Raw genomic sequence first — 26,442 nt, 5'->3', positions numbered from 1 at the left:
GGGCTGCCGTGATTCCCGGAGAGATCCTGTTCGCCGAGGACCCGATCGTCTACAACGAGGGCCGCGAGGTCACCCGGCTGACCGTCCTCAACGCCGCCGACCGGCCCGTCCAGGTCGGCTCCCACTACCACTTCGCCGAGGCCAACCCCGGCCTGGAGTTCGACCGCGCCGCGGCGCGCGGCAAGCGGCTGAACGTCGCCGCCGGCACCGCCGTGCGCTTCGAGCCCGGGATCCCGGTCGACGTGGAACTCGTCCCGCTCACCGGTGCCCGCGTGGTGCCGGGCCTGCGCGGGGAGACCGGAGGTGCCCTCGATGCCTGAGATCTCTCGTGCCGCCTATGCCGACCTGTTCGGCCCCACCACCGGCGACCGCATCCGGCTCGCCGACACCGATCTGCTGATCGAGGTCGAGGAGGACCGCAGCGGCGGTCCCGGGCTCGCCGGTGACGAGGCCGTGTTCGGCGGCGGCAAGGTCATCCGCGAGTCGATGGGCCAGTCGCGTGCTACGCGCGCAGACGGCACCCCCGACACCGTCATCACCGGCGTGGTCGTCGTCGACCACTGGGGTGTCGTCAAGGCCGACGTCGGCATCCGCGACGGCCGGATCACCGGGATCGGCAAGGCGGGCAACCCCGACACCATGGACGGGGTGCACCCCGACCTGGTGATCGGCCCCGAGACCGAGATCATCGCGGGGAACGGCCGGATCCTGACCGCCGGCGCCATCGACGCCCATGTGCACTTCATCTGCCCGCAGATCGCCGACGAGGCACTGGCGTCCGGGGTGACCACCCTGGTGGGCGGCGGCACCGGCCCCGCCGAAGGGTCCAAGGCCACCACCGTCACCCCCGGCCCCTGGCATCTCGCCCGGATGCTGGAGGCGATGGAGCAATACCCGCTCAACATCGGCTTCCTCGGCAAGGGCAACACCGTCTCCCACGAGGCGATGCTGTCCCAGATCCGCGGGGGCGCGCTCGGGCTGAAGCTGCACGAGGACTGGGGCTCGACCCCGGCCGTCATCGACGCCTCGCTGACCGTCGCCGAGCGGACCGGCATCCAGGTCGCCATCCACACCGACACCCTCAACGAGGCCGGATTCGTCGGCGACACCCTCGCCGCGATCGCCGGCCGGGGCATCCACGCCTACCACACCGAGGGTGCCGGCGGCGGGCACGCGCCGGACATCATGACCGTGGTCTCCCAGCCCCACGTGCTGCCGAGCTCGACCAACCCGACCCGGCCCTTCACCGTCAACACCGCCGAGGAACACCTCGACATGCTGATGGTGTGCCACCACCTCAACGCGGCGGTGCCGGAGGACCTCGCGTTCGCCGAGTCCCGTATCCGTCCCACGACCATCGGCGCCGAGGACATCCTGCACGACCTGGGCGCCATCTCGATCATCTCCTCGGACGCCCAGGCCATGGGACGCGTCGGCGAGGTCATCATGCGGACCTGGCAGACCGCGCACGTCATGAAGCGGCGCCGGGGTGCGCTGCCGGGAGACGGCCGGGCGGACAACCACCGGGTACGGCGCTATGTCGCCAAGTACACGATCAACCCCGCCGTCGCGCAGGGGCTCTCCCACGAGGTGGGGTCGGTGGAGACCGGCAAGCTGGCCGACCTGGTGCTGTGGGAGCCCGCGTTCTTCGGGGTCAAGCCGCATCTCGTGATCAAGGGCGGCCAGATCGCCTACGCGCAGATGGGCGACGCGAACGCGTCCATCCCGACCCCGCAGCCGATCCTTCCCCGGCCGATGTACGGGGCGATCGGACGGGCGCCCGCCGCGAACTCCTTCAACTTCGTGGCCCCCCTCGCCATCGAGGACGGGCTGCCGGAGCGGCTCCAGCTCGGGAAGCGGTTCGTGGCGATCGAGTCGACGCGCGCGGTCACCAAGGCCGACATGCGGGAGAACGACGCGCGGCCCGACGTACGGGTCGACCCCGACAGCTTCGCCGTGCACATCGACGGGGAGCTGGTGGAGGCCACACCCGCAGCCGAACTGCCCATGGCCCAGCGTTACTTCCTCTTCTGATGTCCAGGGCCGCACTTCTCGTCCTGGCCGACGGCCGGTTCCCCGCCGGAGGGCACGCGCACTCCGGCGGGGCCGAGGCGGCCGTCAAGGCGGGGCGCATCACGGGAGCGGAGAGCCTGGAGTCCTTCTGCCGGGGTCGGCTGCACACGGCGGGACTGGTGTCGGCGGCGCTGGCCGCGGCGGCGGTACTTGGCATGGACCCACGGCAGTTGGACGATGCCGCGGACGCCCGCACGCCGTCCCCCGCCCTGCGCACGGCCGCACGCAAGCTGGGCCGTCAGCTGATGAGGGCGGCCCGGGCGACCTGGCCTTCGTCCGAACTCGACGCGCTGGCAAGGGCGTTCCCCAAGGGCGCGCATCAGCCGGTGGTACTGGGACTGACGGCACGCGCGGCGGGCCTGGAGCCCGTGGACGCGGCGCACTGCGCGGCGTACGAGAGCGTGAGCGGCCCTGCGTCAGCGACGGTGCGGTTGCTGAGCCTGGACCCCTTCGACGCTACGGGTGTACTGGCGAGGCTGGCACCGGAGTTGGACCGGGTCGCGGACCGTGCGGTGGAAGCCGCGCGGCGCGCCGTCAGCGGAGAGGGGGCGGATGCCCTGCCGTCCGCGTCAGCGCCGTTGCTGGAAATCGCAGCGGAGACACATGCGGCCTGGCCGGTACGCCTGTTCGCGTCATAGGGAGCGCTCAGGTATCCCACCCAGGGGCGCGGGGAACTGCGCGACCGGCCCCCACAACACACCCGCACCCGACCACGAACCCGAGGAGCCGTAGATGCACTTGGACCACCACCACAACGGCCCCGCCGCAGTCAGCGTCGACGCCCACCGCCCGGACGGCTCCCACCGAGCCCTGCGTATCGGCCTGGGCGGTCCCGTCGGCTCCGGCAAGACAGCCACCGTCGCCGCCCTCTGCAGAGCCCTCCGCGACGAGCTGTCCCTCGCCGTCGTCACCAACGACATCTACACCCGCGAGGACGCCGAGTTCCTGCTCAGGGAAGCCGTGCTGCCCCCCGAGCGGATCACCGCCGTGGAGACCGGAGCCTGCCCGCACACCGCGATCAGGGACGACATCTCCGCCAACCTGGAAGCCGTCGAGGACCTGGAGGACGAGGTCGGCCCCTTGGACCTGATCCTCGTGGAGAGCGGCGGCGACAACCTCACCGCCACCTTCTCCAAGGGCCTGGTCGACGCCCAGATCTTCGTCATCGACGTGGCCGGAGGAGACGACATTCCGAGGAAGGGCGGCCCCGGCGTCACCACCGCCGACCTGCTCATCGTCAACAAGACCGACCTGGCCCCGTACGTCGGCTCCGACCTCGCGCGGATGGCCGCCGACGCCAAGGCCCAGCGCGCCGAACTGCCCGTCGTCTTCCAGTCGCTGCGGAGCGAGACCGGCGTCAAGGACACCGCCGCCTGGGTCCGGGCACAGCTCGCCGCGTGGACGGCGTGACCGCGGCCGTGGCGGGGGTGCGGGCCACCGCGCGGATGGTCGCGCGGGACGACGGGCGCGGCGGAACGGCCCTGCCCGTGCTGGAGAGCGACGGGCCGCTGGCGCTGCGGCGGACCCGGGGGAGCGGTGCGGAGACGCGCGTCATGCTCGTCGGCGCGATGAGCGGACCCCTCGGCGGCGACCACTTCACCGTGGAGGCCGACGTCCGCGAGGGCGCCCGGCTGCGTGTCGGATCGGCCGCCGCGACCATCGCCCTGCCGGGGCAGACCAAGGGAGAAGCCCGCTACGACGTCCGTCTCACCGTCGCCGACGGAGGCGAACTGCACTGGCTGCCCGAGCAGTTGATCTCCGTGGGCGGCAGTGACCTGTACGTCACCACGCGGATCGACCTCGCAGCGACGGGCCGGCTCGTGCTGCGGGAGGAGCAGGTCCTCGGGCGGGTGGGGGAGGAGCCCGGGCGGCTGAGCAGCCGGCTCGTGCTGCGGGTCGCGGGACGGACCGTACTCGATCAGGAGCTGGCCTGCGGGCCCGGGGCGCCCGGCGGCTGGGACGGCCCGGCCGTGCTCGCGGGACACCGGGCGGTCGGCCAGGTCCTCGTCGTACGGCCGGAGTTCGCCGACGAGCCGGTGTCGGCGCGGGCGCTCGGCGAGGGTGCCGCCGTCGTACCCCTCGCCGGACCTGCCGCGCTCGTCACCGCCGTGGCTCCGGACGCACTGCTGTTGCGTCGGGTGCTGGACGCGGCGCTGGTGGCGCTGGCTCCCTGGTCCGCCGAGCGAACAGGTTCTTCCGTTTATCGGATTGGCAAAGAAGCCTGACAAACCCTGTTCACAGTGACTTCACAACCACGAGGATCCCCGGAGGAATCGAAACGACGTACGGGGAGGGGTCCCTCTTGAGGGAGACGAGACCGAAGTGGCGCACGACGGCACTCGGTTCGGCCGGAGTGCTCATCACGGCCACGCTGATATCCGGTGCCGTCGCGGCACCCGCGTCCGGCGCCAACACGTTCGACCGGACGGGTCGGCACGGAACGGACCGCGAGGCCGTGGGCGCCTCGATCGCCGCCGACCGCGCCGCGAAGGCCGGTATCGACTGGGCGGACTGCCCCGCCGACTGGGGGATCGCGAAGCCGGTCCAGTGCGGCTGGGTCAGTGTGCCGCTGGACTACGCCAAGCCGAACGGCAAGCAGATCAAGCTCGCCGTCGACCACATCGGCAACACCGGCACGACGGCGGAGCGCCAGGGCGCCCTCGTCTACAACCCGGGCGGACCGGGTGGCTCGGGCATGCGCTTCCCGCTCCGCGTCACGAACAAGAACCCGATCTGGGCCAACGCGGCCAAGGCCTACGACTTCGTGGGCTTCGACCCGCGCGGCGTCGGCCACTCCGCGCCCATCTCCTGCATGGACCCGCAGGCGTTCGTGAAGGCGCCCAAGATGGACCCGGTGCCGGACAGCGAGGCCGACAAGCGCGCCCAGCGCAAGCTGGCCCGTGAGTACGCCGACGGCTGCGCCGAGCGCACCGGCAAGGCGATGCTCCAGCAGATGACCACGCCCAACACCGTGCGCGACCTGGACGTCATCCGTGCCGCGCTCGGCGAGAAGAAGCTCAACTACCTGGGCGTCTCCTACGGTACCTACATCGGCGCCGTCTACGGCACGATGTTCCCGGGCCACGTGCGCCGCATGGTCGTCGACAGTGTCGTCAACCCGTCCCGCCAGAACATCTGGTACGAGGCCAACCTCGACCAGGACATCGCCTTCGAGGGCCGCTGGAAGGACTGGGAGGACTGGGTCGCCGCCAACGACGCCGCCTTCCACCTCGGCACCACGCGGGCCGCGGTCGAGGCGAAGTGGCTCGAACTGCGGGCCACCGCCAAGAAGAACCCCATCGGCGGGGTCGTCGGCCCGGCCGAGCTGATCGGTTTCTTCCAGAGCGCGCCGTACTACGACTCCTCGTGGGTGCCGGTCGCCACCGTGTTCAGCAAGTACTTCGCCGGTGACACCCAGGCGCTGGTCGACGCGGCCGCCCCGGACCTGTCGGACACCGCGGGCAACATCTCCTCGGAGAACGGCAACGCGGTCTACACGGCCGTCGAGTGCACCGACGCCAAGTGGCCCACCAGCTGGAAGAAGTGGGACCGGGACAACACCGCGCTGAACAAGAAGTACCCGTTCATGACCTGGGCCAACGCCTGGCTCAACCTGCCCTGTGCCACCTGGCCGGTCAAGCAGCAGACCCCGGTCGAGGTCCGCACCGGCAAGGGCCTGCCCGGCGTGCTGATCGTGCAGTCCCAGCGTGACGCGGCCACCCCCTACGAGGGCGGCGTGGAACTGCACAAGCGCTTCAAGGGCTCCCGCCTGATCACCGAGAAGGACGCGGGCTCGCACGGCGTGACCGGCCTGGTCAACCCGTGCATCAACCCGCGGGTGGACGCCTACCTGCTCACCGGCGAGCTGGACAAGGCCGACGTGACGTGCGCCCCGCACGCCACGCCCAAGCCGTGAGCGGTACGCCGTAGGACCAAGGAGGGGCGGCCCGAGCCACGGGCCGCCCCTTCGTCATGCGCCGGGCGAGTCGAGATACGCGTCCTCCGCCGCGTAGTCGAAGAGGTCGCCGTAGGTCTGGAACATCTTCGGGTACGCCTCCCGCCAGTCCCGTCCGGCCAGCTGCCCCTCGATCCAGGCGACGGTCTCCGGCAGCCGGTCCGCGTACCGCACCACGGCGTGATAGCCCAACTCCCGTTCGGCGGCGCCCATGTCGCAGACGACGGGTACGGGCACCGACCACGGGGTGTCGCCCACGGCCGGCGACGGCGGCGGTCCGTCCAGCAGGACCGTCTCGGCCTCCACGCCCATGACGGCGTCGATCGCGGCGGCGATCTCCGCCACCGTCGGGGCGTCCGGGTCCACGGCGTTCAGGGCCCGTGTGCCCGGCCGCGCGGCCGCGAGCCGGATCAGCTCCGCGATGTTGTGGACGCTCGCGGGGTGGAAGCGGCTCCGCCCGCCGAAGGGGAGAACGCGCCGGGTCCTGCCGTCCAGGTTGCGCTTGACGAAGTAGAGCTCGCGCGGCGTCCGGCAGTGCGGTCCGTGGATCGCGCCGGCCCGCAGCAGCGTGGTCGGCAACCGCCCTCCGGCCGCGAGGAGTTCACGCTCGAGCCCGGCCTTGCGGGTGCTGTACGAGGTGTCGCCCGGGGTGACGGTCCGCTGGTCCTCGGTCAGGGGCACCGGGTACTCCGGGAAGCCGTCCGGCTCGCCCTGGGTGTCGAAGCTCCGGCCCTTGCCGTCCTCGTACACCGACACGCTGGAGATCACCACGGCCGAGCCCACCCGGTCGGCCAGCGACACCAACTGCCGTGCGTGCGCGGGGCCGTAGGCCACCATGTCCACCAGGACCTCGCAGCCGTCGCCCACCGCGGCGGCCAGGGCGGCGTGGTCCGCCCGGTCGGCCCGCGCGGTACGCACCTCGGCGGGCCAGCTCTCGTCCCGTCCGCCGCTCCGGGAGACGGCCGTCACCTCCCAGCCGTCCCCGGCCAGCGCGCCCACGGCCGCCCGCCCGATCTGTCCGGTCGCTCCGACCACCACAGCACGTCGTGTCATGCGGTGACCGTACGGCGCTCAGCCCCGGTTCCTCCAGGGGGTTCTGCCGACGGCAGACCTCAACTCAGCGGCAGCCGCCGGAACTTGCGCTCCTTCGCCGCGGCGGCCTCTTCCGCCTTCACCACGGCCGCGTACTGGTCGACGTACTCCTGGTCGGACAGTTTCAGGATGGCGTACATGATCTCGTCGGTGATGGCGCGCAGGATCGCCTTCTCGTTCTCCATCCCGGCGTAGCGGGAGAAGTCCAGCGGCTTGCCGAAACGGATCACCACGGGATGGATGTTGGGGATGACCTTGCCGGGCGGCTGTGCCTCGAAGGTGCCGATCATCGCGCAGGGGATGACCGGCGCCTGGGCCTTGAGAGCCATCACCGCGACGCCGACCTTGCCCTTGTAGAGGCGGCCGTCGTGGGAGCGGGTGCCCTCCGGGTAGATGCCGAGCAGTTCGTCCTTGCGCAGCACGCCGAGCCCCTCGCGGATGGCGGCCTGCCCCGCTTCCTTGCCGGACCGGTCGACCGGGATCTGCCCGGCGCTGCGGAAGAAGAAGGCGGTCAGCCGGCCCTTGAGGCCGGGGCCGGTGAAGTACTCGGCCTTCGCCAGGAAGGTGATGCGCCGCTTGAGCACCGCGGGCATCAGGAAGTGGTCGGAGAAGGACAGGTGGTTGCCCGCGACGATGGCCGCACCCGACTCCGGGATGTGCTCCAGACCCTCTATTCGAGGCCGGAAGACCAGTCTCAGCAACGGCCCCAACAGCACGTATTTGAGCAGGTAGTAGAACAAGAGGGGGCGCTCCTCGGTCGGGCGGACGGCTCAACTCCGCGTTCTGGCTGGTCAACCGGCGTGAGGCGGGGCTGTCAGTGTAGGCGCAGGGCGCGACCGCCGGAACAGGGCCGCGCACGGGCCCCGGCGGTGACCGCGTCCGCCACACGCCGGCGTTCACAGCCGCACGATGACCAGTGCCGTGTCGTCCGTGGCGCCCCCGGGCGGGAGGAGCTCCAGCAGGACCGCGTCGGCAAGGGTCTCGGGATCGTCCCCGCGGTGCCGGGCGAGGGAGTCGGCGAGCCGGGCGAGCCCGGTGTCGATGTCCTCGCTGCGCCGCTCCACCAGGCCATCGGTGTACAGGGCGAGGGTGGCGCCGCTGGTGAAGGTGGTCGCGGCCTGCGGCCGGCGCGTCGGCTCGGGGCGGGCGTCGAGCGGCGGGTCGGTCGCCTTGTCCAGGCACTCCACCCGGCCGTCGGGGTGCACCAGCATCGGCGGCGGGTGCCCGGCACTGCTGTAGGTGAGGGTGCCGTGGTCGAGGTCGATGAAGGTGGTGACCGCGGTGGCGGACTCGGCGCCGTCGACCACATGGGCGTACCGGCCCAGCACGTCCAGGGCCTGCGCCGGGCCCTCGGCCACCCGGGAGGCGGCGCTCAGGGCGCTGCGCAGCTGGCCCATCACCCCGGCGGCCGCGAGACCGTGGCCCACCACGTCACCGACCGAGACGCCGACGCGGTGGCCGCCGACCAGGTCCACCAGGTCGTACCAGTCGCCGCACACGTGCAGTGCGCCGACCGCCGGCCGGTAGCGTACGGCGGCCCCGTGCCGCAAGGTCTGGCGACCGGTGGGCAGCATGGCCTCCTGAAGGGCGAGGGCGACCTCGCGGTCACGGGCCTGGGCCCGCCGCAACCGCTCGTTGACCTCCTGGAGTTCACGGGCGCGGGTGTACAGCTCGGCCTCCAGGACGCGGTCCCGGTCGCCGCTCGCGCCGCCGCGGGCCCGGATCAGCTCGGTGACCTCCTCGACCCGGTGCACGAGCAGTTCGACCTTGCCGTCCGCGCCGAGCACCGGGGCGTTGCAGGGACTCCAGTAGCGCTCCTCCCACACCCCCGGCAGGCCCGGCACCTCGACGTCGTACCGCTGCAGGGCCATGGAGTCGCGCTCCCCGGTCTCCACCACCCGGCGCAGGGAGGCGGCCAGGTTGCGCATCCCGGTCGGCGAGGATTCGTTCGGGTTGTCCGGGAAGACGTCGAAGAGAAAGTGGCCCACGACCTCCTCGCGCCGGCGCCCGGCCATGCGCAGGAACTCCTCGTTGACGTCCGCGTACACCAGGTCGGGAGTGATCAGCGCGACCATGCCGGGCAGAGCCTGGAACACGGCTGGGTAGTCGATGGAGTCGGTGTCGCTGGGTGTGTCGCTCATGGCCGCTGCCTCCCCGCCGGGTTCGCACCATTTTCCCACGGTATGCGGGGTCCGGGGGTCAGTCCGGTGGATCCGCGAGGGACTGCTCGGCCCAGATGATCTTTCCCTCGGGCACGAACCGGGTGCCCCAGCGCCGGGCGAACTGGGAGACCAGCAGCAGCCCGCGGCCGCCCTCGTCGGTGGTGCGCGGGTGGCGCAGATGGGGGGCGGTGTCCCCGCTGTCGAACACCTCGCAGATCAGCGACCGCTCCCGGATCAGCCGGAGCCGGATCGGGCCGACGGCGTGCCGGATGGCGTTGGTGACCAGTTCGCTGACGACCAGCTCCGTGGTGAAGGCGAACTCCTCCAGGCCCCAGTCCGACAGCTGCCGGGACGCCGTCTTGCGGGCCTCGGCCACCCGGGCCGGGTCGACGGGCACGTCCCAGTCCGCGACCTGGTCGGGCCCCAGCAGCCGGGTGCGGGCCATGAGGAGGGCCACGTCGTCGTGCGGCCGGTCCGGGGCCAGGGCGTCGACCACGGCGCGGCAGCGCAGGTCGAGCGAGGACGCGGACCTCTCCAGGGCCTGGCGCAGCCGGCTGCGGCCGTCGTCCATGGCCCACTCCCCGGCGCGGGCGAGCAGCCCGTCGGTGTGCAGCGCCAGGGTGCTGCCCTCGGCGAGGGCCAGCTCGACCGACTCGAAGGGCGCACCGCCGACGCCGAGCGAGGGCCCCTGCGGAAGGTCCACGAAGGCGACCGTTCCGTCGGGCAGGATCACGGCGGGTACGGGATGGCCGGCGGTGGCCATCGTGCACTGCCCGTCGACCGGGTCGTAGACGACGTACACGCATCCGGAGCCCCGGGCGCTGTCGGTGTCCTCCGCCCCCGTCCCCACGCCCTCCTCGTGCGCCGACCGGGCGACCAGGTCGTCCAGGTGACCCAAAACCTCCTCGGGCGGAAGATCCAGCGCCGCCAGGGTCCGTACGGCGGTCCGCAGCCGGCCCATCGCCGCGGCGGCGCCGATCCCGTGCCCGGGCACCTCGCCGACCACGAGGGCGACCCGTGCGCCGGAGAGCGGGATGAGGTCGTACCAGTCCCCGCCCAGGCCCGTCAGCTCGTCGGCGGGCCGGTAGCAGGCGGTCACCTCCACGGCGTCCTGCTCCGGCAGCCGGTGGGGGAGAAGACTGCGCTGGAGGACGAGCGCGGCCTCGCGTTCACGGGTGTAGCGCCAGGCGTTGTCCACACAGACGGCGGCCCTGGAGACGAGGTCCTCGGCGAGGTTCAGGTCGCCGTCGTCGAAGGGTTCCTGGCGGCGCCGGCGGAAGAAGGTGGTGACGCCCAGGGTGACGCCCCGCGCGCGGATCGGCACGACCATCACGCTGTGCAGGCCCAGCTCCAGGAACGTGGCCTGCCGCCCGCCGGGTATGTCGGTCGCCCACTCCGCGGCCAGGGGGTCGAGCCGCTCCTCCCGCCAGGACGTGCCCTCGGCCAGACACCGCAGCGGGGGCGAACCCGGCCGGTAGGCGGCCACCTCACCGACCTCCACGACGGCCTCGGGGACGCCCTCGTTCACCGACGCCTGCCCGGCCCGCAGCAGCGTCTCCTGCATGGCGGGCTCCCCTCCCCGCAGCACCGACTCCAGCAGGTCCACGGTGATGTAGTCGGCCAGCGCCGGTACCGCCACGTCGGCCAGCTCCTGCGCGGTGCGCCGGATGTCCAGGCTGCGGCCGATGTACTCGCCGGCCCGGTCGAGCAGAGCGAGGCGCTGCTGAGCCCGGTGCCGCTCGGTCATGTCGACGACCGTGTAGTAGACGCCCATCGGGTGACCCCGGTCGTCGTCGATCCGGGTGAACGACATCGTGTGCGCGGTCTCGCGGTGCGGGGCGGAGCGGACCCGGCCGACGTGCTCGTACCCCACGACCCGCTCGCCGGTCTCCAGCACGTGCCGCATCTGCGCCTCGATCGCCTCGGCGTCCAGACCCGGCTGGATCTCCGCGAACCGCAGCCCCAGCCGCCGCTGGGCCGGTGCGCTGCCGAACTGCTCCAGCGCCGGGTTGGACCACACACAGCGCAGATCCGTGTCCACGACCGCGATGCCGATGGGGGAGCGGGTGACCAGCTGCTCCAGCACCTCGCGGCTCATGTCCCAGCCGGGGGCTTCCGCCATCTCGGACAGCAGGACCAGCCAGCGGGCGGAGCCGAGGGAGCCGCCGGAGCCGTCGGGGTCGTCGGCCACCGTGATCCGGACCATGACCCGCACCGACCGGCCGTGTTTGTGCACGGCGGTCAGCAGCCCCGCCCAGCTCCCGTCGGCCCGGCAGCGCGCGGTGATCTCCGGCAGCCGATGGGCGTCCTCGGGGGTGAGCAGGGCCGAGACGCTTCGTCCTACGGCTTCGGAGGCGGCGTAGTCCAGCAGGCGCTCGGCGTCCCTGGTCCAGCCGGTCACCGTGCCGTGGGCGTCGAGCAGCAGGGGAGCGGCATCGGCCACGTCGAACCAGTGCCGGGTGGTGTCGTGCTCCTCCTGAGCGCCCACGGACGGCCTCTCTGTCGCTGAGAGTGGTCTATCACCTCTTCGTCACATCTTCACCCGGTGTGGTGGAGTGCGCGGCCAGGGAGGGGCGGGTGAGCTACCGCCTCAGGACCCTTTCCAGCACTCCCAGCGCGGATTCCAGTTCCTCCGCCGTGATCGTCAGCGGAGGGGCCAGCCTGATCGTCGAGCCGTGGGTGTCCTTGACCAGGATTCCCTCGTGCATCAGGAGCTTGCTGACCTCCCGGCCTGTGCCGATCGTCGGGTCGATGTCCACGCCCGCCCACAGGCCCCTCGCGCGGAAGCCGACGACTCCCTTGCCGACCAGCCCGGTCAGTCCGTCCCGCAGGAGGGCGCCGAGCTCGGCCGCCCGGCGCTGGAACTCGCCCGTCTCCAGAAGCTCGACCACCGCCGTGCCCACCGCCGCCGCCAGCGGGTTGCCACCGAAGGTCGAGCCGTGTTCGCCCGGGCGCAGTACGCCGAGGACGTCACGGCGGGCGACCACCGCGGAGACCGGGACGATGCCACCGCCCAGGGCCTTGCCCAGGAGCAGGACGTCGGGGACGACCCCGTCGTGCTCGACGGCCAGTGTGCGGCCCGTGCGGCCGAGGCCGGACTGGATCTCGTCCGCGACGAACAGGCAGCCCTTGCGGCGCGTGATCTCGCGGACACCGCTCAGGTAGCCGTCATCCGGGATGACCACGCCCGCCTCGCCCTGGATGGGCTCCAGGAGCACCGCGGCCGTCGTCTCGTCGATCGCTGCCTCCAGCGCCGCCAGGTCGTTGTACGGCACGATCCGGAAACCCGGTGTGAAGGGCCCGAAGCCCGTCCTCGCCGTCTCGTCCGTGGAGAACGACACGATCGTCGTCGTACGGCCGTGGAAGTTCTCCGCCGCGACCACGATCGTGGCCCGGTCGGCGGGGACGCCCTTCACCTCGTACGCCCACTTGCGGGCCACCTTGATGCCGCTCTCCACCGCCTCCGCGCCGGTGTTCATCGGCAGCACCATGTCCAGGCCGGTCAGCTCGGCCAGGCGTTCCGCGAACTCGGCGAGCCGGTCGTTGTGGAAGGCCCGGGACGTGAGGGTGAGGCGGTCCAGCTGCCGGTGCGCGGCCTCGATCAGTGCCGGGTGGCGGTGGCCGAAGTTCAGCGCGGAGTACCCGGCGAGCATGTCCAGGTAGCGGCGGCCCTCCACGTCCTGGACCCAGGTGCCCTCGGCGCGGGCGACGACCACGGGCAGGGGATGGTAGTTGTGCGCGAGGACCGGCTCCTCGGCGCTGATGAGATCGGCGGAGGAACGCGTGCCTACGGGTGCGGTCATGAGCGGATCTCCTGGGTGCAGCACTTGATGCCGCCGCCGGCCTTGTGGAACTCGGAGAGGTCGACGGGGACGGGGACATAGCCGTGGTCGTCGAGGCGCAGGGCGAGGGCCTCGGCCTGCGGGGCGATGAAGACGTGCCGGCCGTCGGAGACGGAGTTCAGCCCGAACGCCATCGCGTCGTCGCGGGTCGCGAGCACCGCGTCCGGGTACAGCTGTGCGAGTACCGCGCGGCTGCCCGGCGAAAAGGCCTCCGGGTAATAAGCGATGTTGTTCTCGTCCAGGACGAACAGCGCGGTGTCCAGGTGGTAGAAGTGCGGGTCGACCAGCGTCAGGCTGATCACCGGGTGGCCGAAGAACTCCTGCACCTCGCGGTGCGCCTCCCGGGTCGTGCGGAACCCGGTGCCCGCCAGTACGTACCGGCCCGTCCAGACGAGATCGCCCTCGCCCTCGCAGACCGCCCGGGGGCGCCGGACGTCGTAGCCTGCCTTCTTGAACCACAGGTCGTAGTGCGTGGACTCGGGGCGCCGCTCCGGCGCGTGGAAGAGGGAGCCGAAGACACGGCCGCCGACGACGACCGCCGAGTTCGCGGCGAAGACCATGTCCGGGAGACCGGGGACCGGCTCCACGGCGTCGACGTTGTGACCGTGCGCCTCGTAGGCGCGGATCAGTGTCCGCCACTGCTCCTGCGCGAGGTCCACGTCGACATGGGTGTCGGGATGCATCCAGGGGTTGATCGCGTACTGCACGGCGAAGTGTCTGGGTTCGCAGACGAGAAAACGCCGCCGGCTCGGCACACGGGCGTCGGACACAGAGGGGTTCCTCCGCTTCCTGCGGTGTTCACTGAGGGTTGACACCAAGGTAGGAAGTGACGGGCACGCCCGACAAGGAACAGGAATTGCGTGTCCGCGCAGGAACGCTGCGTATTCGACGGATATGACGCACTACCGCTGCGTCCTCGGACGTTTATTCGGGAGCGGGCTGGGTCGCTCCCGCCTCGGGGCTTTCCGGGATGAGGTGGGACAGCACCATCACGCTGATCGTCTTCCGGATGAACGGCTCCACACGGATGCGCTCCAGCACCTCCTCGAAGTGCTCAACGTCCCGCGCCCGCACATGCAGTAGGGCGTCCGCGCCACCGGTCACCGTCATCGCCGCGGTGATCTCCGGATGGTTGCGGACCACCTCCGCGAGCCGCCGCGGCGGGGCCGCGCCCTCGCAGTACACCTCGACGTACGCCTCCGTGCGCCAGCCCAGCGCCGACGGCTCCACCGTGGCCGTGAACCCGGTGATCACCCCGGTCTCCCGCAGCCGGTCCACGCGCCGCTTCACCGCCGTGGAGGACAGCCCGATCGCCGAACCGATCTCCGCGAAGGAAGTCCGCGCGTTCGCCATCAACGCGGTGATGATCTTCCGGTCCAGCTCGTCGAACGCGACGGTCCTGCTGTTCATGTCGGCACTGTATCCAGCGGGGGCGTCCACACCTCCGCACGTGTCCAGTCGTACGAATTACTCCTACACTCCGGGTTCATGCTGCGCGCCCTGGCTGTCGACGACGAACGCCCCTCGCTGGAGGAACTGCTCTATCTGCTGAACGCCGACCCCCGGATCGGCAGTGTGGAGGGCGCCGGTGACGCCACCGAGGCGCTGCGCCGCATCAACCGCGCGCTGGAGTCCGGGCCGCACGGGCCCGAGGCGATCGACGTCGTCTTCCTCGACATCAACATGCCCGGTCTCGACGGCCTCGACCTCGCCCGGCTGCTCACCGGCTTCGCCAAACCGCCGCTCGTCGTCTTCGTCACCGCCCACGAGGACTTCGCCGTCCAGGCATTCGACCTCAAGGCCGTCGACTACGTCCTCAAACCGGTCCGCAAGGAACGCCTCGCGGAGGCCGTCCGCCGCGCCGCCGAACGCCTCGACAGCGCACCCCGCATACCCGTGCACGAACCGGACCCCGACCACATACCCGTCGAACTCGGCGGCGTGACCCGCTTCGTCGCCGTCGACGACATCACCCACGTCGAGGCCCAGGGCGACTACGCCCGGCTGCACACCGACAAGGGCAGTCACCTCGTACGGATCCCGCTGTCCACGCTGGAGGACCGCTGGCGCTCCCGCGGCTTCGTCCGCATCCACCGCCGCCATCTCGTCGCCCTGCGCCACGTCGGCGAACTCCGCCTGGACGCGGGCACGGTGAGCGTCCTGGTCGGCGGCGAGGAGCTCCAGGTCAGCCGCCGCCACACGCGCGAGCTGCGGGACCTGCTGATGAGGAGGCCGTAGCCGTGCCCCAGGACCCCGTCGAGCGGCGCGTCGTCGTCACCGGGCCGCCCCGCCGCGGCCGCCCCGCCTCCGGCTACTACCGGCCACGTACCGAGATCGACGAACAGACCACCCTCGGCCACACCTACGTCCGCTCCTTGATGCGCAGCCAACTGCGGGCCGCCCTCGCGGTGTTCGCCTTCCTCGGACTGCTCATCGGCCCGCTCCCGCTGCTCTTCGCGGCCATGCCGGACGCCCACCGCCTCGAATGGGGCGTCCTCGGCTTCGGCCTCTACGTCCCGATGGTCCTGCTGGCCCGCTGGTACGTGCGCCGCGCGGAGCGCAACGAACGGGACTTCGTGCGGCTGGTCGAGGACCGATGAACGCCGAGGTCCGATGAACTCCAGCTACTCGGTACCGGCCGTCGCGCTGGTCGTGGTCGCCACCGTCCTCGTCGGCGCCTTCGGTCTGCGCATCTCCCGCACCACCTCCGACTTCTACGTCGCCTCCCGCACCGTCGGCCCCCGCCTCAACGCGGCCGCCATCAGCGGCGAGTACCTCTCCGCCGCCTCCTTCCTGGGCATCGCGGGCCTGGTCCTCGTCCAGGGCCCCGACATGCTCTGGTACCCGGTCGGCTACACCGCCGGCTATCTCGTCCTGCTGCTGTTCGTCGCCGCCCCCCTGCGCCGCTCCGGCGCCTACACGCTCCCCGACTTCGCCGAGGCCCGGCTCGCCTCACAGGCCGTCAGACGGCTCGCGGGCGCCTTCGTCGTCGGCGTCGGGTGGCTCTACCTGCTGCCCCAACTCCAGGGCGCCGGACTGACGTTGACCGTGCTCACCGGCGCGCCCCAGTGGCTCGGCGGAGTCATCGTCGCCGCCGTCGTGGTCGCCACGGTTGCCGCGGGCGGCATGCGCAGCATCACCTTCGTGCAGGCCTTCCAGTACTGGCTCAAGCTCACCGCCCTGCTCGTCCCCGCCCTCTTCCTCATCCTCGCCTGGCAGGGCGACGGCGCCCCGAGCCACGCCTTCGACGAACCGGCCACCTTCCGCGAACAGCGGGTCGTCCGCGTCGACTCCACCCTCGACCTCAGGCTGGCGAGCCCCCTGACCGTCACGGTCAGCGGCACGGTCGACGGCCGCCGCCACGACGACCAACGGCTCGAACTGCCCATCGGCACGCACCACGTCGAACAGGGCACCCGTCTCACCTTCGCCCAGGGCACCACCGTCCCCGCCGCCGACCGCGGCACCAGCGACGGCATGTCGACCTCCCTCGCCGCGGGCCGCGAGGAACGGCCCCTGTACGCCACGTACGGACTGATCCTCGCCACCTTCCTCGGCACCATGGGCCTGCCGCACGTCGTCGTCCGCTTCTACACCAGCCCCCACGGCGTAGCCGCCCGCCGCACCACGGTCGCCGTCCTCGGCCTGATCGGCTGCTTCTACCTCCTGCCCCCGGTCTACGGCGCCCTCGGCCGCCTGTACGCCCCCGAACTCACCCTCAGCGGCGACGCCGACGCCGCCGTCCTGCTGCTCCCCGAGCGGATGATCGGCGGCCTCGGCGGCGACCTGCTGGGCGCGCTGGTCGCGGGCGGGGCCTTCGCCGCGTTCCTGTCCACGGCCTCGGGACTCACCATGGCCGTGGCGGGCGTGCTCACCCAGGACGTCCTGCCCTCGCGCGGCGTACGGCACTTCCGGCTCGGCACGGTCCTCGCGATGTGCGCCCCGCTCGCCGCGAGCGTCCTGGTCGGCGGACTGCCCGTCGCCGACGCGGTGGGGCTCGCCTTCGCCGTCTCCGCCTCCTCGTTCTGCCCGCTGCTCGTGCTCGGCATCTGGTGGCGGCGGCTCACCCCGCCCGGCGCCGCCGCCGGCATGCTGGTCGGCGGCGGCTCCGCCTTCCTCGCCGTGGCCGCGACCATGGCGGGTTTCCCGGCGACCGGAACGCTGCACTCCCTGCTCGCCTGGCCCGCGCTCTGGTCGGTGCCGCTCGGCTTCCTCACCATGGTGCTGGTGTCCCTGGCCACCGCGGGCCGGGTACCGGCGGGCACGGCGGCGATCCTGGCCCGCTTCCATCTGCCGGAGGAGCTCAGGGCCGAGGTGAAAGCATGAGCGGATTCCTGGCCGGCCTGTGCGTGGCGATCCTCCCGCTGCTGGCCGCCGGCTTCTGGCTCGGCCGGCGCACGGCCCGCCCGCAGACCCTGGGCGGCCTCGGCACCCCCGTCGAACACGCCACCTTCGAGACCCTGCACACCGCCTCCCTGGCGGCGCCCCCGCTGCGGGCCGGGCTGACGGAGGAGACCGCCCGCAAGTCGGCGCGCCGACTGCGCTCGCTGCTCGGCACGGACGCGCTGTGCCTCACCGACCAGAAGCAGGTCCTGGTCTGGGACGGCGTGGGTGGTCACCACCGCACCGAGATCATGGAACGCCTCGCGGGACCGCTGGAGACGGGACGCGGCGAGGCCTTCCCGCTCACCTGCGACACACCCGACTGCCCCGTCCGCTGGGCGATGGTCGCCCCGCTGACCGTCGACGACCGTGTCCACGGCGCCCTGGTCGCCTGCGCGCCCCGCGAGTCCGCGGTCCTGGTCCGCGCGGCCGGGGAGGTCGCCCGCTGGGTCAGCGTCCAGCTGGAGCTGGCGGACCTGGACCAGTCCCGGACCCGGCTGATCGAGGCCGAGATCAAGGCACTCCGGGCCCAGATCTCCCCGCACTTCATCTTCAACTCGCTCGCGGTGATCGCCTCGTTCGTCCGCACCGACCCCGAGCGCGCCCGCGAACTGCTCCTCGAATTCGCCGACTTCACCCGCTACTCGTTCCGCAGGCACGGCGACTTCACCACCCTCGCCGACGAACTCCACGCCATCGACCACTACTTGGCGCTGGTCAGGGCACGCTTCGGCGACCGCCTCTCCGTCACCCTCCAGATCGCCCCGGAGGTGCTGCCGGTCACCCTGCCGTTCCTGTGCCTGCAACCGCTGGTCGAGAACGCCATCAAGCACGGCCTGGAGGGCAAGACCGAGAAGTGCCGGCTCCAGATCACCGCCCAGGACGCCGGCGCCGAGGCCCTGGTCGTCATCGAGGACGACGGCGCCGGCATGGACCCGGTCCTTCTCCGCCGTATCCTCGCGGGCGAGGTCAGCCCCTCGGGCGGCATCGGACTGTCCAACGTCGACGACCGGCTCCGCCAGGTGTACGGCGACTCCTACGGCCTCGTCATCGAGACGGCCGTCGGAGCGGGCATGAGGATCACCGCCCGGCTGCCCAAGTACCAGCCGGGCGTGCACTCGGCGGGCCGTCTCGCGGACGGCTGAAGGTCAGGTACTGCGGGTGGCCACCATCCCGAGGGTGATCAGGCCCAGCACGACCCAGCCGAACCACAGCCAGCCGTTGCTGCCGAGCGCCACCGTGTAGGCCGTCACCGCGACGAGACCGCCGACGGTGAGCACCCCCATCGTTCTGGTCGAGCCATCCGTGGAACCGGAACCGGGCATCGCAACACCCTCCTCAGGATTCATCCCCCTCCATGGTGCCCCCGTTCTGCCTGCGGACGGTGCACACGACGAAATGTGTGCCGTTCTTCCAGGGACCCTCGCTGGTCCAGGAGCCCGCCGTGTAGACGGACGGATCGAAGCCGTAGTCGCCCGGCGGCACGTCACGCGCACATGCCGTGTCCGACTCGGTCCGTGCCTCGGACAGCGTGACGTCGGGGTCCAGACGGGTGAATCCGAGCACCTGCTCGTCGTGCGAGCCCGCGCAGGAGACCAGCCGGGCGTCCCGGTTGGTGCGCACGTCCAGACAGTCCCGCCGCTGCATGGTCGCCGTGTCCGCGAACCCCGAGCCCAGCCTGCGACGGGTGCCGATCGGCCCGTACACCGGCCCGTTCCCGCCCAGCACCAGACACGCGGTCCGCCGTCCCGCGGCCTCGAACCCACCCCCGGTCGGTACGACGGCCTGGCTGCGGACGTCCGCGAGCCGGTCCCGGATCTCCCGCGTCCGCTCCTCGCACTTCGCCGCCCCCGTCCGCCGCGCCCCGTCCGCCGAGGCGGCCGTGACGAACGCCACGACCTGGCCGTCCGGGGCCGTGCCGCAGGTGGGGTCCAGCCGCAGCCGGGGCGTCCCGCGGAACCGCTCCGACCCCGGCCAGTCGGCGATCACGCAGTCGCCGTCCCGCAGCGGCTTCGTGAGCCCGACCTTCTCGCCGTACGGCTGCCGCGAGCCCTGGAACGCGCCCCCGCCGCCCGACGACCGGTCGGCGGTGGCGTACCACACCCCGCCCAGGGCCAGCAGCAGCCCGAGGCCGCAGGCGAGGACGGCCCGCAGGGCGTGCGAGCGCTCCCGCCGGTGCCCGTTCTGGGGCGGTGGCCCGGGCGGCGGCGCCTGCACAGCCGCCCAGGGCGGCTGGGAACCCAGGTCGGTCTGCGTCCGGACGTACGGCTCGGCCTGCGGTGCCACGATCCGCGACAGCGCGGCCTCCGCCTCGGCCGCCGACAGCCGCCGCCCGGGGTCCTTCGCGAGCAGCGCCTGCAGTACGGGCCCCAGCGCACCGGCGCGCACGGCGGGCCGCGGCTCCTCCATGACCACCGCGGTCACCTCGGCGAGATGCGACTCCCGCTCGAAGGGGCCCACGCCCTCCACCGCGTGGTAGAGCGTGCAGCCCAGCGAGAACAGGTCGGCGGCCGGGGTGGGCGTCCCGCCCGTGGCCCGCTCAGGCGCCAGATAGCCCGCCGTGCCCACCAGCACCGACGCCAGCGTGTACCGGGTCTCCCCGGCGTCCGGCTGCACGGAGATGCCGTAGTCGGCGAGCAGGACGCGCCCGTACGGCGATCCCGCGCGGTCCGGCGCCAGCAGGATGTTCGCCGGCTTCACGTCCCGGTGCATCACGCCCCGCTGGTGCCCGGCGGTCAGCGCGTCGAGCACGGCGAGGCCGACGCGGGCGCACTCCGCCGGGGCGAGCGGCCCCCGGGAGTCGACCAGATCGCGCAGGTCCACCGCGTCCGCGACGTACTCCATGACGATCCACGGCAGCCCCTCGTGCTCCAGCACGTCGTGCACGGTCACCACGTGCGGGTGGCCGCGCAGCCCCGCCGCGTGCCGGGCCTCCGCGCGGGCCCGCGCCACCCGGGCCTCCCGCTCGTGGTCCGCCTCCGCCGGGTCACGGAACACGATCTCCTTGAGCGCGACCTCGCAGGCGAGTCTCTGGTCGTGGGCGAGCCACACATGGCCCATGCCGCCGCTGCCGAGCGGGTGCAGCAGCAGGTACCGGCCGGCGATGACCCGGCCCACTCCGGACGTGGGTGATCCTGAAGGCATCCGGTGCCCCTCCGGTTCTGCGGGACGCTACGTGGCGACGGCGGAGCTCGGCCCGCCGGTGGCGGGTTCGCTGGTCGCGGGTTCACTCGTCGCGGGTTCGCCGGTGGCCGGCCGGCTCGTGGCGGGCGCGCCGGTCGTCGAGGGAGGCGGAGGCGGCGGCGGTGGTGGAGGCGCCGGCGGCGAGGCCGCGCCGCCGGTGACCGGGGCGCTGGTCGGCGGCGGACCGGTCGAGGGCGGTGGGCTCGGCCGGCCGCTCGACTTCTGGGTCGACGCCGACGGCGAGGGCGACGGCGAGCCGGGAGCCGTACTCGACGACGGCGGTGACGACGAACTGCCCGGCTTGCCGCTCGACGACGACGGAGACGGCGAGGAGGACCTCCCCGGCCGGGGTGGCTTGGCCCCCGAGGAGGGCGGCGGGGGAGTGGTCGTCGGCCCGTTCCCCCCGCCGGAGGCACTCGTGCCGGCCCCGGCCACGGTCAGCGTCACGTACCCCCCGAAAGGCAGCTCCGTCCCCGCGGGCGGATCGCTCGACGTGACCTTCGCGCCGTCGGCCGGCGCCCCCTGACCGGCGTACCCGGCCGCCAGCCCGGCGTCGATCAGCTCCCGACCGGCCTGGGCGAAGGTCGTCCCGGCGAGGTCCGGCACCGTGCGCCGCTGCTGCGCGTCGAAGGTGGCGTCCTGCTCACCGGTGGTGCCGACCGGGCGGCTGATGCCGCGGGCGGGTTCCCGGACGTCGACGAGAGCGACCCGTTCCAGTTTCCGCGGCGCGGGCTTCACGGCCACCACCGACTCCTGCTCGTATCCCGCCCACTTCTTGTTGCCGTCCTGGAACCGGACAGAAATCCGGCCGGTGTCACCCTCGAAGGGCCGCAGTGGATTTCCACACGAGCACTTCACAGCCGGAAGCCCTTGTTCATCGACGAGAATCGCGATTCCCGCCTGGAGCAAGGAGTTGTACGGGACGGCCTTTTCCTTTTTGTAGTCGTGGTTCTCGACGAGAGTGTCGTGACGCAGCAGAACCGGTGTGAGCCGACCGAGATATTCCGGTATCCGGGCCGTGCCGATGTGCAGCACGTCGGCCCACGCCTGTGCCTTTTTGTGATTCCTGGGATCGGTGAGGAATCGTTCGAGTCTGGCGACGTCACAGATGGTGGGCTGCTTGCTGCCGCCGTACAGGCCGGGCGTGTCCCCCTGCTGGAGACCGCCCTGGACGGGCTGCGACCGGACGGTGGCGGTGTCCTCGCCCAGTCCGCTGTTCTCCTCGAAGAACGGCGCGAGCGAGGGCACACCGACGGCGACCGCCTTGACCGCCGTCAGTGGATTTCCCTTCTCACAGCCGCTCAGCAGCAGTGAGAAAATCGCCAGCACGGCGATCCTGTGCATAAATGCGCGAAGTGTCATGACCGCTCCCCCTGGCGGTTCCCCCAACGCGCTTCATGCTACTGAATGCTTCGGAAAGACGAAGCCTTTCAACGCTCGCGGGTGCTCAATGAGGCCAAATACGCGTTGTACGCCTCGAGTTCCTTGTCGCCGTCCCGGTCGGCGGCCCGGTCCGTGCGCTTGGCCTGTCGCTGTTCGGAGCCGTACCATTGGAACAGCAGTGCGATCAGGACCAGTACGGAGGGAATCTCACTGAACGCCCAGGCGATACCGCCGGCGTAGTTCTGGTCGGAGAGCGCGTCGATGCCGAGCGAGGCGGGCGGGTTCTTGAACGTCTCCACCATGGGCTCCGACGCCATCATCAGCGCGATGCCGAAGAACGCGTGGAACGGCATCCCGGCGAACAGCTCCAGCATCCGCATCAGGTACCCGGGCCGGTGGGGCCCCGGGTCCACGCCGATGATCGGCCAGAAGAAGACGACGCCGACGGCGAGGAAGTGCACCATCATCGCGATGTGCCCGGTCTTCGACCCCATCAGGAAGTCGAAGATCGGCGTGAAGTAGAGGCCGTACAGGCTCGCGATGAACAGCGGAATGGTGAACGCCGGATGCGTGACGATCCGCATGTACCGGCTGTGCAGCAGCGCGAGCAGCAGCTCACGGGGCCCCTTGCGCCCCTTGCCCGCGACTGGCAGCGCCCGGAGAGCCAGGGTGACCGGGGCGCCGAGCAGGATGAGGATCGGCGACAGCATGCTGATCACCATGTGCTGCACCATGTGCGCGCTGAACATGACCATCCCGTAGTCGTTCAGCTTCGTGCACATCATCAGGCCGATGGTCAGCACACCGGCCACGTAGGAGACGGTGCGCCCCGCGGACCACGAGTCCCCCCGGCGCCGCAGCCGCACGACTCCCCAGGCGTAGAGGCCGAGCGCGAGGAGGCAGGCGACGAGGAAGAAGGGATCGGCGGACCACTGCAGCCCTCGGCCCAGCGTGAACGGCGGCAGGTCGTGTGTCATGCCGTGCCCGCTGTGGTCCATCGCGGCGGCTCCTGATTCGTGGGGGTTGTACAAGTCTGTCCGCCACACAGACTAGAACCGCCCCCGGCCGCGGCTGCGACCGGGGGGCGGACTCCTCACTGCCGTACGACCTGATCTAGAGCACGCACTCCGCTTCCGCGTACCGGTCCTCAGGCACCGTCTTCAATGTCTCCACCGCCTCCGCCAGCGACACCATCACGATGTCCGTCCCCCGCAGAGCCGTCATGTGCCCGAACTCCCCCCGGTGCACGGCCTCCACCGCGTGCCAGCCGAACCGGGTGGCGAGCACCCGGTCGTACGCGGTCGGCGTACCACCGCGCTGCACATGCCCGAGGATGACCGGCCGGGCTTCCTTCCCCAGCCGCTCCTCCAGCTCGATCGACAGCTGGCGGGCGATCCCGGCGAAGCGCTCGTGCCCGTAGATGTCCTTGGCGCCCTCGTCGAAGGCCATGGAGCCGGGCGCAGGCTTGGCCCCCTCCGCCGCCACGACGATCGCGAACCGCTTGCCCGCCTCGAACCGCTCCCCGACCCGCCGGGCCAGCTCCTCGATGTCGAAGGGCCGCTCCGGCACGACGATGGCGTGCGCGCCGGCCGCCATCCCGGAGTGCAGCGCTATCCAGCCGGTATGCCGTCCCATGACCTCGACGACGAGCACCCGCTGGTGGGACTCGGCGGTGGTCTTGAGCCGGTCGAGCGCCTCGGTCGCGACACCGACGGCCGTGTCGAACCCGAAGGTGACGTCCGTGACCGCGATGTCGTTGTCGATCGTCTTCGGCACGCCCACGATCGGCAGCCCGGCGTCCGACATCAGCCGGGCCGCCTTGAGCGTGCCCTCGCCGCCGATGGGAATGATCGCGTCGAGCCCGAGCTCCTCGACATGCCCCTTGGCCCGCTCCACGCCGTCCCGCAGATGCGAGGGCTGGACCCGGGAGGAGCCGAGGATCGTGCCGCCGCGGGCCAGGATGCCGTTCACCGCGTCGAGGTCGAGCTTGAGGTAGTCGCACTCCAGGAGGCCCTTCCAGCCGTCCCGGAATCCGATGACCTCGTCGCCGTGGTCGGCGACGGCACGGTGCACCACGGACCGGATGACGGCGTTCAGGCCGGGGCAGTCGCCGCCGGACGTGAGGACACCAATGCGCATAGCCGCAGGAACCTTCTCAGCGAGTGAACGTGGCACGGGTCCGGACCACGCTGTCCGGTTCGAACCCCGCCACCCTAGCGGCAGGAGGGGGCGGGGCCGAAGAACGCGTCCGCCTACTGGACGTGTCCGCTCACCTGTGCGGACACCTCGTCATACGGGCTGGTGACAGCCGCCTGGAACCGAGGTGAACTCCCTGGTCAGGCGGGCTGCTGCGCGGCCGCGATGCGCTCATTGCGCAGCGCCTCGTACCAGCGGTCATCGGTCGGCGGCAGCGCGTTCACGTCGAGGGCCAGCTTCAGCAGCAGGTCCGCGATGAGCGGGTTGCGCGCGAGCACGGGTCCGTGCATGTACGTACCGAAGACCGTGTCGTTGTACGCCCCCTCCGTACCGTCCCCGGTGCCGTTGCCGTTGCCCAGCTTGACGTTGGCGAACGGGCGGGCGGTGGGGCCGAGATGGGTGACGCCCTGGTGGTTCTCGAAGCCGGTCAGCGGGGGCAGGCCGAGGCGCGGGTCGATGTCGGCGAGCACGTCACCGACGCAGCGCGCGCCCTCACCGCGCACGGAGACCACGTCGAGCAGGCCGAGGCCGGGCTCGCGCTGGCCAAGGTCGTTGATGAACTCGTGCCCGAGGATCTGGTAGCCGGCGCACACCGAGAAGACGATCGCGCCGTTGCCGACGGCCCGGTGCAGACCGCCGTCCCGGCGCAGCCGCTCGGCCGCCAGCCGCTGGGGCCGGTCCTCGCCGCCGCCGATCAGGTAGATGTCGCCGGAGGTCGGGATCGGCTGGTCGCTGCGCACGTCCAGGCGGGCCACGTCGAGGCCGCGCTGGCGGGCCCGGCGCTCGATGACCAGGGCGTTGCCCTGGTCGCCGTAGGTGCTGAGCAGGTCGGGGTAGATCCAGACGATCCGCAGTTGGTTGTCGCTCACAAAAGTCCCCTGTGTCTCAGTTGCCGACGCGGCGGCGCAGGTCCTGGAAGGCGGTGTAGTTCGCGATGACCTCGATGCGGCCGGGCGGGCTCATCGACACGGCCTGGTCGAGGTTGTCGCAGACCTGGAAGTTCTGGTTCGCGACCTCCAGACGTACCGCGAGGTCGAGCTTGCGGTCGCCGATCACGCAGATCGGGTGGCCGGTCAGCCGGGTGTAGTCGACGTCCCACAGCCAGGAGGTGTCGGTGCCGTCGGCGCCGCGGGCGTTGACGGAGAGGATCACCGGGGTGGGCGGCGGGTCGATCAGGCTGAACGTTTCGAGCCAGCCGGCCGGGTTCTTCGCGAGCAGCAGGCGCAGGTCGCGCTGCTGGAACTGGACGACGTCGTAGCGGCCGGCCACGGCCTGCACCTGGTACATGCGTTCCAGGGCGACCTGCGGCGGTACGCCGAAGACGGCGGCGACGGCGGCGGAGGAGGCGGCGTTGGCCTTGTTGGCGCGGCCCGGCAGCTGGAGGTGGATCGGCCAGGCGGAGCCGTGCGGGTCGAGCACGTGGTCGCCGGAGAGCGCCCAGCTGGGCGTGGGCCGGCGGAACCCGCACTCGCCGCAGAACCAGTCCTCGCCCGGCCGCTGCATCACGCCACCGCAGGACGGGCAGGACCAGGCGTCGTCCTTCCACATCTGCCCGGCGGCGACCCAGATGACGTTGGGCGAGGAGGAGGCGGCCCACACGACGAGCGGGTCGTCGGCGTTGGCGACGACCACGGCCTTCGAACCGGCGAGCCCCTCGCGCCAGTTCTCGGCGAGCATGCGGGTCTCGGCGGCACGGTCGAGCTGGTCGCGGGAGAGGTTCAGCAGGGCGATGCACTTGGGGTCGGTGTCCCGGGCCACGCCAGCGAGGTACTTCTCGTCGACCTCGATGACGCCGAACCGGGCGTCCGAACCACCGGCGAGCGCCGAGGTGATGCCGGCCGGCATGTTGGCGCCGAGGGCGTTGGAGACGACGGGCCCGGCGGCACCGAGCGCCTCCGCGATCAGCCGGGTCGTGGTGGTCTTCCCGTTGGTCGCCGAGACGAGCACGACATCCAGGTGCTGGGCGAGCCGGGCCAGGAGGTCGGGGTCGAGTTTGAGGGCCACCTTGCCGCCGATGACCGAACCGCTGCCGCGACCCGCGGCCCGGGATGCCGCCGCGACGGCCTTGCCCGCCGTCACGGCCAGCTTGGCCCGCGGCGAGAGCGGGTCCGAGTTGCCTGTCATCAGATCTCGATCCTCCTTGCGTACGCGCCGCGCCTCAGCCTCCGGCCAC

24 protein-coding genes are annotated in these 26,442 nt (G+C 71.8%); 10 read left to right on the top strand and 14 right to left on the bottom strand.

Annotated features, from left to right (window positions below; all coding sequences use genetic code 11):
• The first annotated feature begins 8 nt into the window (after nucleotides 1-8).
• From ABZT06_RS39630 to ABZT06_RS39605, 6 genes are all read left to right on the top strand, one after another.
• Nucleotides 9-320, top strand: coding sequence for an urease subunit beta (locus tag ABZT06_RS39630; protein WP_055523895.1), 312 nt, complete (start codon nucleotides 9-11; stop codon nucleotides 318-320).
• A complete protein-coding gene (locus tag ABZT06_RS39625) occupies nucleotides 313-2,034 on the top strand; it encodes an urease subunit alpha (RefSeq protein WP_355752404.1) in 1,722 nt (573 codons plus the stop codon). The genes ABZT06_RS39630 and ABZT06_RS39625 overlap by 8 nt, the downstream gene beginning before the upstream one ends.
• Nucleotides 2,034-2,711 carry an urease accessory UreF family protein gene (locus tag ABZT06_RS39620; protein WP_355752402.1) on the top strand — a complete coding sequence of 226 codons (678 nt, stop codon included), beginning with the start codon at nucleotides 2,034-2,036 and terminating at the stop codon, nucleotides 2,709-2,711. Before ABZT06_RS39625 ends, ABZT06_RS39620 begins: the two co-directional genes overlap by 1 nt.
• Before the next feature lie 94 nt (nucleotides 2,712-2,805).
• Nucleotides 2,806-3,483 (top strand): urease accessory protein UreG, encoded by a 678-nt coding sequence (ureG, locus tag ABZT06_RS39615; RefSeq protein ID WP_355752400.1) that lies wholly within the window; start codon nucleotides 2,806-2,808, stop codon nucleotides 3,481-3,483.
• A complete protein-coding gene (locus tag ABZT06_RS39610; protein ID WP_355752398.1) occupies nucleotides 3,471-4,298 on the top strand; it encodes an urease accessory protein UreD in 828 nt (275 codons plus the stop codon). The genes ureG and ABZT06_RS39610 overlap by 13 nt, the downstream gene beginning before the upstream one ends.
• 77 nt (nucleotides 4,299-4,375) lie before the next feature.
• A complete protein-coding gene (locus tag ABZT06_RS39605; protein ID WP_355752396.1) occupies nucleotides 4,376-5,989 on the top strand; it encodes an alpha/beta hydrolase in 1,614 nt (537 codons plus the stop codon).
• A gap of 54 nt (nucleotides 5,990-6,043) precedes the next feature.
• On the opposite strand, the gene ABZT06_RS39600 is transcribed toward ABZT06_RS39605, so the two are convergent.
• The 7 genes from ABZT06_RS39600 to ABZT06_RS39570 form a co-directional block, all read right to left on the bottom strand.
• On the bottom strand, nucleotides 6,044-7,066 hold the full coding sequence (locus ABZT06_RS39600; RefSeq protein WP_355752431.1) for an NAD(P)-dependent oxidoreductase: 1,023 nt from the start codon (nucleotides 7,064-7,066) through the stop codon (nucleotides 6,044-6,046).
• A gap of 74 nt (nucleotides 7,067-7,140) precedes the next feature.
• Nucleotides 7,141-7,860, bottom strand: coding sequence for a lysophospholipid acyltransferase family protein (locus ABZT06_RS39595; protein ID WP_355752395.1), 720 nt, complete (start codon nucleotides 7,858-7,860; stop codon nucleotides 7,141-7,143).
• 156 nt (nucleotides 7,861-8,016) lie between these two features.
• On the bottom strand, nucleotides 8,017-9,261 hold the full coding sequence (locus ABZT06_RS39590; protein ID WP_355752393.1) for a SpoIIE family protein phosphatase: 1,245 nt from the start codon (nucleotides 9,259-9,261) through the stop codon (nucleotides 8,017-8,019).
• 58 nt (nucleotides 9,262-9,319) lie between these two features.
• Nucleotides 9,320-11,770 carry a SpoIIE family protein phosphatase gene (locus ABZT06_RS39585; RefSeq protein ID WP_355752391.1) on the bottom strand — a complete coding sequence of 817 codons (2,451 nt, stop codon included), beginning with the start codon at nucleotides 11,768-11,770 and terminating at the stop codon, nucleotides 9,320-9,322.
• A gap of 94 nt (nucleotides 11,771-11,864) precedes the next feature.
• Complete coding sequence (rocD, locus tag ABZT06_RS39580) at nucleotides 11,865-13,085, bottom strand: ornithine--oxo-acid transaminase (RefSeq protein ID WP_355752389.1); 1,221 nt, start codon at nucleotides 13,083-13,085, stop codon at nucleotides 11,865-11,867.
• A complete protein-coding gene (gene ddaH, locus ABZT06_RS39575) occupies nucleotides 13,082-13,894 on the bottom strand; it encodes a dimethylargininase (RefSeq protein ID WP_355752387.1) in 813 nt (270 codons plus the stop codon). The genes rocD and ddaH overlap by 4 nt, the downstream gene beginning before the upstream one ends.
• Nucleotides 13,895-14,048: 154 nt before the next feature.
• Nucleotides 14,049-14,534: an Lrp/AsnC family transcriptional regulator gene (locus ABZT06_RS39570; RefSeq protein WP_355752385.1), complete on the bottom strand. Its 486-nt coding sequence runs from the start codon at nucleotides 14,532-14,534 to the stop codon at nucleotides 14,049-14,051.
• A gap of 78 nt (nucleotides 14,535-14,612) precedes the next feature.
• On the opposite strand from ABZT06_RS39570, the gene ABZT06_RS39565 reads away from it, so the two are divergent.
• The 4 genes from ABZT06_RS39565 to ABZT06_RS39550 are packed head-to-tail and all read left to right on the top strand — an operon-like array spanning nucleotide 14,613 to nucleotide 18,652.
• Nucleotides 14,613-15,362 (top strand): LytTR family transcriptional regulator DNA-binding domain-containing protein, encoded by a 750-nt coding sequence (locus tag ABZT06_RS39565; RefSeq protein ID WP_355752383.1) that lies wholly within the window; start codon nucleotides 14,613-14,615, stop codon nucleotides 15,360-15,362.
• Between the two features lie 2 nt (nucleotides 15,363-15,364).
• Nucleotides 15,365-15,724: a hypothetical protein gene (locus ABZT06_RS39560; protein WP_355752381.1), complete on the top strand. Its 360-nt coding sequence runs from the start codon at nucleotides 15,365-15,367 to the stop codon at nucleotides 15,722-15,724.
• A 13-nt stretch (nucleotides 15,725-15,737) separates the two neighbouring features.
• The gene (locus ABZT06_RS39555) at nucleotides 15,738-17,450 is read left to right on the top strand and encodes a cation acetate symporter (RefSeq protein ID WP_355752379.1); all 1,713 of its coding nucleotides are present in this window, start codon (nucleotides 15,738-15,740) and stop codon (nucleotides 17,448-17,450) included.
• On the top strand, nucleotides 17,447-18,652 hold the full coding sequence (locus tag ABZT06_RS39550; RefSeq protein ID WP_355752377.1) for a histidine kinase: 1,206 nt from the start codon (nucleotides 17,447-17,449) through the stop codon (nucleotides 18,650-18,652). The genes ABZT06_RS39555 and ABZT06_RS39550 overlap by 4 nt, the downstream gene beginning before the upstream one ends.
• Nucleotides 18,653-18,655: 3 nt before the next feature.
• Here ABZT06_RS39550 and ABZT06_RS39545 read toward each other — a convergent pair whose 3' ends face one another.
• The 7 genes from ABZT06_RS39545 to ABZT06_RS39515 all read right to left on the bottom strand — a co-directional run bounded on the left by ABZT06_RS39545 (nucleotide 18,656) and on the right by ABZT06_RS39515 (nucleotide 26,393).
• Nucleotides 18,656-18,832: a membrane protein gene (locus ABZT06_RS39545; RefSeq protein WP_007380401.1), complete on the bottom strand. Its 177-nt coding sequence runs from the start codon at nucleotides 18,830-18,832 to the stop codon at nucleotides 18,656-18,658.
• Nucleotides 18,833-18,845: 13 nt separating this feature from the next.
• Entirely contained in the window at nucleotides 18,846-20,651 is a 1,806-nt protein-coding gene (locus tag ABZT06_RS39540) for a protein kinase (RefSeq protein WP_355752375.1), read from the bottom strand.
• A 27-nt stretch (nucleotides 20,652-20,678) separates the two neighbouring features.
• Nucleotides 20,679-22,052 (bottom strand): PASTA domain-containing protein, encoded by a 1,374-nt coding sequence (locus ABZT06_RS39535; protein WP_355752373.1) that lies wholly within the window; start codon nucleotides 22,050-22,052, stop codon nucleotides 20,679-20,681.
• Between the two features lie 68 nt (nucleotides 22,053-22,120).
• Nucleotides 22,121-23,071 carry a cytochrome c oxidase assembly protein gene (locus ABZT06_RS39530; protein ID WP_355752371.1) on the bottom strand — a complete coding sequence of 317 codons (951 nt, stop codon included), beginning with the start codon at nucleotides 23,069-23,071 and terminating at the stop codon, nucleotides 22,121-22,123.
• A 115-nt stretch (nucleotides 23,072-23,186) separates the two neighbouring features.
• Nucleotides 23,187-24,212: a 6-phosphofructokinase gene (locus ABZT06_RS39525; RefSeq protein ID WP_355752369.1), complete on the bottom strand. Its 1,026-nt coding sequence runs from the start codon at nucleotides 24,210-24,212 to the stop codon at nucleotides 23,187-23,189.
• 197 nt (nucleotides 24,213-24,409) lie between these two features.
• The gene (locus tag ABZT06_RS39520; protein WP_355752367.1) at nucleotides 24,410-25,138 is read right to left on the bottom strand and encodes a glutamine amidotransferase; all 729 of its coding nucleotides are present in this window, start codon (nucleotides 25,136-25,138) and stop codon (nucleotides 24,410-24,412) included.
• Nucleotides 25,139-25,154: 16 nt separating this feature from the next.
• Nucleotides 25,155-26,393, bottom strand: a complete 1,239-nt coding sequence (locus tag ABZT06_RS39515; protein WP_355752365.1) for a MurT ligase domain-containing protein — start codon at nucleotides 26,391-26,393, stop codon at nucleotides 25,155-25,157.
• Nucleotides 26,394-26,442 lie beyond the last annotated feature (49 nt).

Source organism: Streptomyces sp. NPDC005483 (assembly GCF_040606035.1).
Taxonomy (GTDB): domain Bacteria; phylum Actinomycetota; class Actinomycetes; order Streptomycetales; family Streptomycetaceae; genus Streptomyces.
The sequence above is the reverse complement of the archived record's forward strand: the minus strand, read 5'-3'. Positions and strand labels throughout refer to the sequence as shown.